11 protein-coding genes are annotated in these 12,418 nt (G+C 52.9%); 8 read left to right on the top strand and 3 right to left on the bottom strand.

Annotated elements, in window-relative coordinates; all coding sequences use genetic code 11:
* Positions 1 to 4 precede the first annotated feature (4 nt).
* Positions 5 to 1,324, top strand: coding sequence for a murein DD-endopeptidase MepM (gene mepM / locus JQ822_RS04765; protein WP_213132485.1), 1,320 nt, complete (start codon positions 5 to 7; stop codon positions 1,322 to 1,324).
* Between the two features lie 119 nt (positions 1,325 to 1,443).
* On the top strand, positions 1,444 to 2,415 hold the full coding sequence (gene lpxM / locus JQ822_RS04770) for a lauroyl-Kdo(2)-lipid IV(A) myristoyltransferase (protein ID WP_213132486.1): 972 nt from the start codon (positions 1,444 to 1,446) through the stop codon (positions 2,413 to 2,415).
* 51 nt (positions 2,416 to 2,466) lie between these two features.
* Here the strand turns inward: lpxM and pyk are convergent, their stop codons facing one another.
* Positions 2,467 to 3,909, bottom strand: a complete 1,443-nt coding sequence (pyk, locus tag JQ822_RS04775; RefSeq protein WP_096757427.1) for a pyruvate kinase — start codon at positions 3,907 to 3,909, stop codon at positions 2,467 to 2,469.
* 121 nt (positions 3,910 to 4,030) lie between these two features.
* The gene (locus tag JQ822_RS04780) at positions 4,031 to 4,900 is read right to left on the bottom strand and encodes a MurR/RpiR family transcriptional regulator (RefSeq protein WP_213132969.1); all 870 of its coding nucleotides are present in this window, start codon (positions 4,898 to 4,900) and stop codon (positions 4,031 to 4,033) included.
* 366 nt (positions 4,901 to 5,266) lie between these two features.
* Here JQ822_RS04780 and zwf point away from each other — a divergent pair, with 366 nt between their 5' ends.
* The 3 genes from zwf to kdgA all read left to right on the top strand — a co-directional run bounded on the left by zwf (position 5,267) and on the right by kdgA (position 9,466).
* Positions 5,267 to 6,742 (top strand): glucose-6-phosphate dehydrogenase, encoded by a 1,476-nt coding sequence (zwf, locus tag JQ822_RS04785; RefSeq protein ID WP_213132487.1) that lies wholly within the window; start codon positions 5,267 to 5,269, stop codon positions 6,740 to 6,742.
* A 234-nt stretch (positions 6,743 to 6,976) separates the two neighbouring features.
* Entirely contained in the window at positions 6,977 to 8,788 is a 1,812-nt protein-coding gene (gene edd, locus JQ822_RS04790; RefSeq protein ID WP_213132488.1) for a phosphogluconate dehydratase, read from the top strand.
* A 36-nt stretch (positions 8,789 to 8,824) separates the two neighbouring features.
* Positions 8,825 to 9,466: a bifunctional 4-hydroxy-2-oxoglutarate aldolase/2-dehydro-3-deoxy-phosphogluconate aldolase gene (gene kdgA, locus JQ822_RS04795; RefSeq protein ID WP_213132489.1), complete on the top strand. Its 642-nt coding sequence runs from the start codon at positions 8,825 to 8,827 to the stop codon at positions 9,464 to 9,466.
* A gap of 67 nt (positions 9,467 to 9,533) precedes the next feature.
* On the opposite strand, the gene purT is transcribed toward kdgA, so the two are convergent.
* Positions 9,534 to 10,712 carry a formate-dependent phosphoribosylglycinamide formyltransferase gene (gene purT / locus JQ822_RS04800; protein WP_213132490.1) on the bottom strand — a complete coding sequence of 393 codons (1,179 nt, stop codon included), beginning with the start codon at positions 10,710 to 10,712 and terminating at the stop codon, positions 9,534 to 9,536.
* Between the two features lie 131 nt (positions 10,713 to 10,843).
* Here purT and yebG point away from each other — a divergent pair, with 131 nt between their 5' ends.
* From yebG to JQ822_RS04815, 3 genes are all read left to right on the top strand, one after another.
* The gene (gene yebG / locus JQ822_RS04805) at positions 10,844 to 11,134 is read left to right on the top strand and encodes a DNA damage-inducible protein YebG (RefSeq protein WP_196209269.1); all 291 of its coding nucleotides are present in this window, start codon (positions 10,844 to 10,846) and stop codon (positions 11,132 to 11,134) included.
* 119 nt (positions 11,135 to 11,253) lie between these two features.
* Positions 11,254 to 11,607, top strand: a complete 354-nt coding sequence (yebF, locus tag JQ822_RS04810; protein WP_213132491.1) for a protein YebF — start codon at positions 11,254 to 11,256, stop codon at positions 11,605 to 11,607.
* 93 nt (positions 11,608 to 11,700) lie between these two features.
* Complete coding sequence (locus JQ822_RS04815; RefSeq protein ID WP_213132492.1) at positions 11,701 to 12,360, top strand: tellurite resistance TerB family protein; 660 nt, start codon at positions 11,701 to 11,703, stop codon at positions 12,358 to 12,360.
* Positions 12,361 to 12,418 lie beyond the last annotated feature (58 nt).

The following is a 12,418-nucleotide window of genomic DNA, read 5'->3' on the forward strand; positions in this document are numbered from 1 at the left end:
ATACGTGCAACAGATAGCCCGCTCTGTCGCCCTGGCATTTAATAATCTGCCACGACCCCATCGCGTTATGTTGGGGTCGCTTACTGTTCTTACCCTGGCCGTCGCCGTCTGGCGGCCTTATGTTTATCATCCCGATTCTGCACCGATTGTCAAAACCATCGAGCTCGAAAAAAGCGAGATTCGCTCGCTGTTGCCTGAGGCCAGTGAACCTATCGATCAGGCTGCTCAGGAAGATGAAGCTATCCCTCAGGATGAACTGGATGACAAAACCTCAGGAGAGGCCGGTGTTCACGAATATGTTGTCTCTACCGGCGATACGCTGAGCAGCATCCTGAATCAGTACGGTATCGACATGGGCGATATCAGCAAGCTTGCTGCCTCGGATAAAGAGTTGCGTAACCTGAAAATTGGTCAGCAGCTTTCCTGGACGCTGACTTCAGACGGCGATTTGCAGCGCCTGACCTGGGAAGTTTCTCGTCGTGAAACCCGTACGTACGATCGCACCGCGACGGGTTTCAAAATGAGTAGTGAAATGCAGCAAGGTGACTGGGTTAACAGCCGTATCAACGGCACGGTGGGCGGCAGTTTCGTCGCCAGTGCAAAAGAGGCGGGATTGACCAGTTCTGAAATCAGCGCGGTGATTAAGGCTATGCAGTGGCAGATGGACTTCCGCAAACTGAAAAAAGGCGATGAGTTTTCGGTGCTGATGTCGCGCGAGATGTTAGATGGCAAACGTGAGCAAAGCCAACTGCTGGGTGTTCGCTTACGCTCTGAGGGCAAAGACTATTACGCCATTCGTGCGGAAGACGGTAAGTTCTATGACCGCAACGGTACCGGGTTGGCGAAAGGCTTTATGCGTTTCCCGACCGCGAAACAGTTCCGTATCTCGTCTAACTTTAACCCGCGTCGTCTGAATCCAGTTACCGGACGCGTTGCGCCGCACAAAGGCGTCGACTTTGCGATGCCGCAGGGGACGCCGGTGCTGTCGGTGGGTGATGGCGAAGTGGTCGTCGCGAAGCGTAGCGGCGCTGCGGGTTACTATGTCGCAGTTCGTCATGGTCGTACCTACACCACCCGTTATATGCACCTGCGTAAGCTGTTAGTCAAACCAGGGCAAAAAGTGAAACGTGGCGATCGTATCGCGCTGTCAGGCAATACCGGGCGTTCAACCGGCCCACACCTGCACTATGAAGTATGGGTGAACCAGCAGGCCGTGAACCCGTTAACGGCGAAACTGCCGCGTACGGAAGGGCTGACCGGTTCGGATCGTACCGACTACCTGGCGCAGGTTAAAGAGGTACTTCCTCAGTTGCGCTTCGACTAATCAACATCCAGACAGAGCCGGTACGTTATGCGTGCCGGCTTTTTTATTTTGTACGGGGCACGACGCGCCGCTACACTATCAGCAGATTTACTTTTCGCGGTACCAGACACTGGAAGAGCATGGAAACGAAAAAAAAGAATATTGAGTACATCCCTGAGTTTCATAAGTCATTCCGCCACCCGCGCTACTGGGGCGCCTGGCTGGGTGTGGCTGCGATAGCAGGGATTGCGTTAACGCCCGCATCTTTTCGCGATCCTGTGCTGGCGAAACTAGGACGTCTTGTCGGAAGATTAGGAAAGAGTTCGCGCCGCAGAGCGCTGATCAACTTATCCCTGTGCTTTCCTGAGCGCAGCGAAGCCGAGCGTGAGACTATCGTTGATGAGATGTTTGCGACCGCGCCTCAGGCAATGGTAATGATGGCAGAGCTTGCGTTACGTGGCCCGGAGAAAATCCAAAACCGGGTGGACTGGCAAGGTCTGGAAATCATTGAAGAGATGCGTCGTAACGAAGAAAAAGTGATTTTTCTGGTTCCGCACGGCTGGGGGGTAGATATTCCGGCTATGCTGATGGCCTCTCAGGGTCAGAAAATGGCCGCGATGTTCCACAACCAGGGCAATCCTGTTTTTGATTATGTCTGGAACACGGTGCGCCGTCGTTTCGGCGGTCGTTTGCATGCGCGAAATGATGGCATCAAACCCTTTATTCAGTCCGTGCGCCAGGGCTATTGGGGATACTACTTGCCGGATCAGGACCATGGGCCTGAACACAGCGAGTTTGTCGATTTTTTTGCCACCTACAAAGCAACATTACCGGCGATTGGCCGCTTGATGAAGGTGTGTCATGCGCGTGTTGTCCCGCTGTTCCCGGTTTATGATGGTAAAACGCATCGCCTGACGATTCAGGTTCGCCCGCCGATGGACGATATCCTGACCGCTGATGACCACACCATTGCCAGACGCATGAATGAAGAAGTGGAGATTTTTGTTGCGCCGCACCTCGAGCAGTACACCTGGATTTTGAAGCTGCTTAAGACCCGCAAACCCGGCGAAATTGAGCCGTATAAACGAAAAGATCTCTACCCGAAGAAATAAAAAAAAGCCTCTCGTTTGAGAGGCTTTTTGCATCAGGCGTAAAGCTTGCCGTTATTCTACGGTCAGAATACGCGTGGTGTTGGTGGAGCCAATGGTGCTCATGACGTCGCCCTGGGTGACAATCACCAGGTCGCCAGAAACCAGATAGCCTTTATCACGCAGCAGGTTCACCGCTTCGCTAGCGGCAACGACACCGTCGGTTTCGCTGTCGAAGTGAACCGGGGTGACGCCACGATACAAGGAGGTCAGATTCAGCGTACGCTCATGACGCGACATGGCGAAAATCGGCAGACCAGAACTGATACGTGAGGTCATCAGCGCGGTGCGACCGGATTCGGTCATCGCGATGATGGCGGTAACCCCTTTCAGGTGGTTTGCCGCATACATTGCTGACATGGCGATCGCTTCTTCGACGTTATCAAATTGCACGTCGAGGCGGTGTTTAGAGACGTTGATGCTCGGGATTTTTTCAGCGCCCAGGCAGACGCGCGCCATCGCGGCGACGGTTTCAGCCGGGTACTGACCCGCAGCGGTTTCTGCCGACAGCATGACGGCGTCGGTGCCGTCGAGCACGGCGTTAGCCACGTCCATTACTTCCGCACGAGTCGGCATCGGATTGGTGATCATCGACTCCATCATCTGCGTGGCGGTGATCACCGCGCGGTTCAGCTGACGCGCACGACGGATCAGGGCTTTCTGAATACCGACCAGCTCAGGGTCGCCAATTTCAACGCCAAGGTCGCCACGGGCCACCATCACGACGTCAGATGCCAGAATGATGTCATCCATTGCATTCTGATCGCAGACGGCTTCTGCACGCTCTACCTTGGCGACAATTTTCGCGTCGCAGCCAGCATCGCGCGCCAGACGGCGGGCATAGTTCAGGTCTTCACCGCAGCGCGGGAAGGAGACGGCCAGGTAGTCAACGCTGATTTGCGCGGCGGTGATGATGTCGGCTTTGTCTTTTTCGGTCAGCGCTTCAGCAGAGAGACCGCCGCCCAGTTTGTTGATGCCTTTGTTGTTGGAAAGCGGGCCGCCGACGGTGACTTCGGTGAAGACTTTCATGCCCTGAACTTCCAGCACTTTGAGCTGTACGCGACCGTCATCCAACAGCAGGATGTCGCCGGGGACAACGTCAGCAGGCAGCCCTTTATAGTCAATACCGACTTTTTCTTTATCGCCTTCGCCTTTACCCAGGTTGGCGTCTAACAGAAACTTGTCGCCAATATTGAGGAATACTTTGCCTTCTTTGAAGGTTGATACGCGGATTTTAGGTCCCTGCAGGTCACCCAAAATAGCAACATGACGTCCCAGTTTGGCGGCAATTTCACGGACTTTATCCGCCCGCAGTTTGTGATCTTCTGGAGAGCCGTGCGAAAAGTTCATACGTACGACGTTTGCGCCCGCGGCGATAATCTTTTCAAGGTTGTTATCGCGGTCAGTTGCTGGGCCTAACGTGGTAACGATTTTGGTTCTGCGAAGCCTTCTGGACATGTAATACTCCGTTGACTGAAACAACTAGGTGTTGCGTGTGAACATTGATCCGGCCGTTCTTAAAAATAACGGTAAAAATGAACGACCCGGATGATAAAAGGGTAGAACATCGTTATTGCTTTTAGCGGTCATCACTCTTGATGAGTAATTCTTTATCAAAACGCGATTCCTTGAGCGCTTCCTTGACACGCTTCAAGTTATCTCTAAATTTTGCCCCTCGACGCAAAGTAAATCCCGTAGCCAGCACATCTATCACGGTCAGTTGAGCAAGTCGAGAGACCATGGGCATATAAATGTCAGTATCTTCCGGCACATCCAGGGTAATTGCCAGCGTGGCTTCACGTGCCAATGGGCTACCGGGCGAGGTGAGCGCAATCACCATGGCATCGTTTTCCCTTGCCAGTTGCGCCAGCTCAACCAGGTTCTTTGTTCTGCCGGTATGTGAAATGAGTACAATGACGTCATCATCGCTACAATTCATACAACTCATGCGTTGCAGTACAATATCGTCAGAATAGATAATCGGTACGTTGAAACGGAAAAATTTATTCATGGCGTCGTGTGCCACGGCGGCAGAGGAGCCCAGGCCGAAAAAGGCGATTTTCTTCGCCTGGGTTAATAAATCTACCGCCCGATTGACCGCTGCGTTATCCAGCGACTGACGGACATGGTCCAGGCTTGCCATCGCGGATTCGAAGATTTTCCCCGTGTAGGATTCAACGCTGTCATCCTCATCGACATTACGATTAACATACGGGGTACCATTTGCCAGACTTTGCGCCAGATGCAGTTTAAAATCAGGAAAGCCTCGCGTGTCCATGCTGCGACAGAATCGATTCACGGTTGGTTCGCTGACGTTGGCTTCCAGGGCCAGCGCGGCAATACTTGAATGGATCGCCCGGTCAGGCGACGTCATAATGACGTCGGCGACTTTACGTTCTGACTTGCTCAGATGTTCCAGTTTTAACTGGATTTTTTCCAGCATATTCATGATGTAGGTAGACTCATGGGTCATGGGCAAAAACGATTTCAACGATATGGGGAAATCGAGCGGTAACTCTGGTAGATATTACCCCCGCTAACTCACGTTCGGGACAAAATGGACAGAAAAGTTGTTGTTTTTTTTCAATACATGATCGGAGTCGGGTTTTCTTACGTCTTTATGGACCCGCAAAAAAAGCGACTTTTTTATCCATTTTGCTGACGTAGACGCCAATAACACCGTTGTTCACGGTAACAGCACGGCTGGATAAGCGTTTACGGTTCACGGAATCACGTAAAAGCAGTACAGTGCACTGTAATAAAATTACATTCAGTGTCTGGCAAAAACACCAGGCACTCAACTGAGGAGAATGACATGGCGGTAACGCAAACAGCCCAGGCATGTGACCTGGTCATTTTCGGTGCGAAGGGCGACCTTGCACGTCGGAAATTGCTGCCTTCCCTGTATCAGCTGGAAAAGGCCGGCCAGATTAACGCGGATACCCGCATTATTGGGGTGGGCCGCGCTGACTGGGACAAAGCAGCCTATACCAAGGTTGTACGCGAAGCGCTCGAAACTTTCATGAAAGAAAAAATCGATGAAAGTTTGTGGGATACCCTCAGTGGTCGTCTGGAGTTTTGTAATCTGGACGTCAATGACACCGCTGCTTTTAACCGTCTGGGTGAAATGCTGGATCAAAAAGCACGCACCACCATTAACTACTTTGCCATGCCACCAAGCACGTTTGGTGCGATCTGCAAAGGTTTAGGTGAAGCGAAATTGAACGCCAAACCGGCTCGTGTGGTGATGGAGAAACCGCTGGGAACGTCTCTGGCGACCTCACGCGAGATCAACGACCAGGTTGGTGAATATTTTGAAGAATGCCAGGTTTACCGTATTGACCACTATTTGGGCAAAGAGACGGTACTGAACCTGCTGGCATTGCGTTTTGCTAACTCCCTGTTTGTGAACAACTGGGATAACCGCACTATCGATCACGTAGAAATTACCGTGGCAGAAGAGGTGGGTATCGAAGGACGTTGGGGCTATTTTGACCAGGCCGGTCAGATGCGCGACATGATCCAGAACCACCTGCTGCAGATCCTGTGCATGATAGCCATGTCGCCACCTTCCGATCTGAGCGCCGACAGCATCCGTGATGAGAAAGTGAAGGTCCTGAAATCACTGCGCCGCATCGATCGCACGAACGTGCGTGAAAAAACGGTTCGTGGTCAGTACACCACCGGTTTTGCGCAAGGTAAAAAAGTACCGGGATACCTGGAAGAAGAGGGCGCGAACAAGAGCAGCAACACCGAAACCTTTGTTGCGATCCGCGTGGATATCGACAACTGGCGCTGGGCGGGCGTACCGTTCTACCTGCGTACCGGTAAGCGTCTGCCGACCAAATGCTCTGAAGTAGTGGTGTACTTCAAAACGCCTGAGCTGAACCTGTTTAAAGAATCCTGGCAGGATCTGCCGCAGAACAAGCTGACTATCCGTTTGCAGCCTGATGAAGGTGTTGATATCCAGGTACTGAACAAAGTGCCGGGCCTGGACCATAAGCATAATCTGCAGATCACTAAGTTGGATCTGAGCTATTCCGAGACGTTCAATCAAACGCACCTGGCCGATGCCTATGAACGCTTGCTGCTGGAAACCATGCGCGGCATTCAGGCGCTGTTTGTGCGTCGTGATGAGGTTGAAGAAGCGTGGAAGTGGGTCGACTCCATCACCGAAGCCTGGGCAATGGACAACGACGCGCCGAAGCCGTACCAGGCAGGGACCTGGGGACCGGTTGCCTCGGTGGCCATGATCACCCGTGACGGTCGTTCCTGGAACGAATTCGAATAAAATTTCATCTAGCCATTAGGTGTTATTTTACCGGTAACATGATCTAACACAGATTGTAGAATAATTTTTGCACTTTTAAGCCTCGCGTGGATTCACCCGCGGGGCTTTTTTTATTACACTGCCTGAAACGATTTTGCCCCTGAGCTACGGCCAGCAAGCTATTCAGCGTGGTTTTGCCATACTGAAACGCATTGTGAATCCTCATGCTCTGACAGATAAATTTTAGGAGCCTCTATGAATCCGAATTTGTTACGCGTAACACAACGCATCGTTGAACGTTCTCAAAAGACGCGTTCTGCCTACCTCGCCCGTATCGAACAGGCCAAAACGACAACCGTTCACCGTTCACAGCTGGCATGCGGGAATCTGGCCCATGGTTTTGCCGCCTGTCAGCCAGAAGACAAAGCATCACTGAAAAGCATGCTGCGTAACAATATCGCGATCATTACCTCCTATAACGACATGCTCTCTGCGCATCAGCCGTATGAGCATTACCCGGATATCATCCGCAAAGCCTTGCATGAAGCCAATGCGGTAGGTCAGGTTGCTGGCGGCGTGCCTGCGATGTGTGATGGCGTAACCCAGGGACAGGACGGGATGGAGCTTTCCCTGCTGAGCCGCGAAGTGATCGCAATGTCTGCTGCTATTGGCTTATCTCACAACATGTTCGACGGTGCGCTATTCCTCGGCGTGTGCGACAAAATTGTTCCGGGTCTGGTGATGGCGGCGCTGTCGTTTGGTCACCTGCCGTCCATCTTTGTTCCTTCCGGTCCGATGGCGAGCGGCCTGGCGAACAAAGAAAAAGTCCGTATTCGCCAGCTCTATGCTGAAGGCAAAGTTGACCGTATGGCGTTGCTCGAGTCTGAAGCCGCGTCTTATCATGCACCGGGAACCTGTACCTTCTACGGTACTGCCAACACCAACCAGATGGTGGTGGAGTTTATGGGTATACAGTTACCTGGCTCCTCTTTTGTGCACCCTGACGCCCCGTTGCGCGAAGCGCTGACCGCGGCGGCGGCCCGCCAGGTTACGCGTCTGACCGGTAACGGCAACGAATGGATGCCAATCGGTAAAATGATTGATGAAAAAGTAGTGGTGAACGGTATCGTCGCGCTGTTGGCGACCGGCGGTTCAACCAACCATACGATGCACCTGGTGGCAATGGCGCGTGCGGCGGGCATTCTCATCAACTGGGATGATTTCTCCGATCTGTCCGACATCGTGCCGCTGATGACGCGCTTGTACCCGAACGGTCCGGCCGATATTAACCACTTCCAGGCCGCAGGCGGTGTACCGGTGTTAATGCGCGAGCTGCTCAATGCTGGTCTGCTGCATGAAGATGTCAACACTGTCGCAGGTTTCGGCTTATCGCGTTATACCCTGGAACCGTGGCTGAACAACGGCGAGCTGGACTGGCGTGAAGGGGCTGAGAAGTCGCTGGACAGCACGGTGATTGCGGCGTTTGACCAGCCGTTCTCGCATCATGGCGGCACCAAAGTGCTGAGCGGCAACCTGGGGCGCGCGGTGATGAAAACCTCCGCAGTACCGGTGGAAAACCAGGTGATTGAAGCTCCGGCGATTGTCTTTGAAAGTCAGCATGATGTGTTACCGGCGTTTGATGCAGGCCTGCTGGACCGGGATTGTGTCGTCGTTGTGCGTCATCAGGGACCAAAAGCGAACGGCATGCCAGAATTACATAAACTCATGCCGCCACTTGGTGTATTATTGGACCGTTGTTTCAAAATTGCGTTAGTTACCGATGGACGACTTTCAGGTGCTTCAGGTAAAGTGCCTTCAGCAATCCATGTAACCCCGGAAGCCTATGATGGCGGGCTACTGGCAAAAGTACGCGATGGCGACATCATTCGTGTGAATGGACAGACAGGTGAATTAACGCTGCTGGTTGATGAAGAGGAACTTGCCGCTCGTCAGCCCCACATACCCGATCTCAGCGCATCGCGCGTGGGTACAGGGCGTGAAATGTTCAGCGCGTTGCGCGAAAAGCTGTCCGGTGCCGAGCAGGGCGCAACCTGTATCGATTTTTAAGACTCATTTTGTAATCAGGCGAGAGAAGAAACTCTGATGAAAAACTGGAAGACAAGTGCAGAAGCAATCCTGACCACTGGCCCGGTTGTACCGGTTATTGTGGTGAATAAACTGGAACACGCGGTGCCGATGGCAAAAGCGCTGGTTGCAGGTGGTGTGCGTGTTCTGGAAGTGACCTTACGTACCGCATGTGCGATGGATGCTATTCGTGCAATCGCCAAAGAAGTTCCGGACGCTATCGTCGGTGCGGGTACCGTATTGAACCCGCAGCAGCTGGCGGAAGTGACGGAAGCAGGCGCACAGTTTGCGATCAGTCCAGGACTGACCGAGCCTTTGCTGAAAGCGGCAACCGAAGGGACGATTCCGCTGATCCCAGGTATCAGCACCGTTTCTGAACTGATGCTGGGTATGGACTACGGTTTGAAAGAATTCAAATTCTTCCCGGCTGAAGCGAACGGCGGCACAAAAGCGCTGCAGGCGATTGCGGGTCCGTTCTCCCAGGTGCGTTTCTGTCCGACTGGAGGCATCTCTCCGGCCAACTATCGTGACTACCTGGCGCTGAAAAGCGTGCTGTGTATCGGCGGCTCCTGGCTGGTTCCGGCGGATGCGCTGGAAACAGGCGACTACGATCGCATCACTAAACTGGCGCGCGAAGCAGTAGAAGGCGCGAAGCAGTAATGACGTAAAATGCCCGGTAGCGTTGACCGGGCATGTGAGTCTATAACGGGCCATCCGGCCCGTTTTTTTATCCTGCTACGTTCACCTGTGCGGCGGCGATTTTCGCCCGCTCAACCGCCTCGTCAACGCTTTCTGCCGTCGCCAGCACGACGCCTAAACGGCGCGAGCCTTCGATTTCCGGCTTACCGAACAGACGAAGTTGCAAACCGGCGCCAACGGCACTTTCAATGTTACCAAACGTCACATTTTGGCTGGTGAGCTGCGGCAGAATAACGGCTGATGCAGACGGTCCATACTGGCGGATTGCACCAACGGGCAATCCGAGGAATGCGCGAACGTGCAGCGCAAATTCAGACAGATCCTGCGAAATCAACGTCACCATCCCGGTATCGTGTGGGCGAGGGGAGACTTCGCTGAAAATCACCTCGTCACCGCAAACAAATAACTCAACGCCAAACAACCCGTAGCCACCCAACGCCAGCACGACTTTGCGGGCAATCTCCTGCGCACGTTCCAGTGCCAGCTTACTCATCTGCTGCGGCTGCCATGATTCGCGGTAATCGCCATCTTCCTGACGATGGCCTACCGGCGCACAGAAGTGTACGCCGTCAACGGCACTGACGGTCAGCAGGGTGATTTCAAAATCGAAATTGACTACGCCTTCGACGATCACGCGCCCGGCACCTGCGCGGCCTCCCTGTTGGGCATACTCCCAGGCTTCGGTAAGCTGCCCGGCGGAACGAATAAAGCTCTGCCCCTTACCGGAAGAGCTCATGACCGGCTTCACGATACACGGAAAGCCGATTTCGGCTACCGCATCACGAAAGCGGGCTTCGCTATCAGCAAAGCGGAAAGAGGACGTGGGTAAGGACAACTCTTCAGCAGCCAGGCGGCGGATACCTTCACGGTTCATGGTTAGCTGCGTGGCGCGAGCACAGGGCACGACGTTCAGACCTTCCTGCTCGAGTTTTACCAGCATATCCGTGGCAATGGCTTCAATTTCGGGCACGATATAATGTGGTTTTTCACGCTCGACGACTTCGCGCAATGCGTCGCCATCCAGCATATTAATTACGTATGCGCGATGGGCTACGTGCATCGCCGGCGCGTCGGGGTAACGATCCACGGCAATGACTTCCACACCCAGGCGCTGGCATTCAATTGCCACTTCTTTACCCAGTTCCCCTGAACCTAATAACATCACTCGCGTTGCTGCCGGACGCAGCGCTGTGCCTAATAACGTCATAAATTAATCCCCTGTTTTATCTGGGCGTAGTATATACGAAAACGTTTGCGTCTGTCTTTATTACCAGGTTGATTTTGCGGCTGAAAAAGAATATACTGTACATAATTACAGGTAATTTAAGAGGCTGCAAAATGGCGGTTGAAGTTAAATACGTAGTCATTCGGGAAGGTGAGGAAAAAATGTCGTTTACCAGCAAAAAGGAAGCCGATGCGTATGACAAAATGCTGGATACAGCAGACCTGCTAGACACATGGCTGGAACAGTCACCGGTCGCGCTGGAAGATGAACAGCGTGAAGCGCTTTCCCTGTGGCTGGCCGAGCAAAAAGACGTGCTGAGCGCCATCCTGAAAAACGGCAAACTGCCGTCACCTCAGGCGGTCGAAAACACGGCTTCCGACGAGGATGATACACAAGCAGCCTGATCCAACTTGCGCTCCCGGCGTTTTGTACCATGCTTTTCCCTGAATCATTGTGCTGTACCCAGCGAATTTCGCGTTGCATTTCTGCGGCCTGAAAGACGTAGGGGATAAAGGAGAAAAGAATGAATAAAAGAAAAACGCTGTTGAGCCTGCTGCTGTTATCCGCCAGCGTATCGGCCTTTGCTGCAAATACGGAAAGTAAGACCGTTCAGTTCCCCAAGTGTGAGGGACTGAACGCCGACGGTATTGCGGCAAGTGTAAAACGTGATTATCAGCAAAATCGCATTGTACGCTGGGCTGACGATCAGAAAAAACTGGGACAGCTCGATCCCGTCGCGTGGGTTAATCCGCAGGATATTGTCGGTAAAGATGGGCAATGGACGGTTCCTCTTACCGTACGCGGCAAGAGTGCGGATATTCGCTATCAGGTGAAGGTGGATTGTAAAGCGGGTAGTGCGGAGTATCTGCCTCAGTAACCCGGTATTTGCGCATCTTTTGCGATAATAGACACTTCCTGACATCCCCTCGGGTACGCTGTGATGATTAATCGTCGGTACTTGAGGGGCAAAATGGTTAACTGGCTGAATCAACTACAATCTCTTCTTGGGCAAAAAGGATCTTCCACCTCCTCTTCGGGCGATCAGGGACTGAGCAAACTGCTGGTTCCCGGCGCATTAGGCGGTCTGGCGGGATTACTGGTTGCCAGTAAATCCTCACGCAAATTGTTAACCAAATACGGTACCAGCGCGCTGTTAGTGGGTGGCGGAGCGGTTGCCGGAAGCGTGTTATGGAATAAATACAAAGACAAAGTTCGCACGGCGCATCAGGATGAGCCGCAGTTTGGTACGCAAAGTACGCCAGTGGATGAACGAACTGAACGCCTGATCCTCGCGCTGGTCTTTGCGGCAAAAAGTGATGGTCATATCGATGCGAAAGAACGTGCGGCCATTGAGCAGCAGTTGCGTGAAGCGGGTGTAGAAGAGCAGGGACGCATTCTGATTGAACGCGCTATCGAACAACCGCTTGATCCTCAGCGTCTGGCACAGGGGATCCGCAATGAAGAAGAGGCTCTGGAAATTTATTTCCTTAGCTGTGCGGCGATTGATATTGACCACTTTATGGAACGCAGCTATCTGAACGCGCTGGGCGATGCCTTAAAGATCCCGCAGGATGTGCGTGAAGGTATTGAGCAGGATCTTAAGCAACAAAAACAGGCGTTGCCTGGCTAAATAGTTACTGCGAAGAAGCATGTTTCGCTTGCATCATTGCTGACTTTTGCCACCCTTA

It is taken from the genome of Citrobacter sp. FP75 (assembly GCF_018342065.1).
In the GTDB taxonomy this organism is placed as follows: domain Bacteria; phylum Pseudomonadota; class Gammaproteobacteria; order Enterobacterales; family Enterobacteriaceae; genus Citrobacter.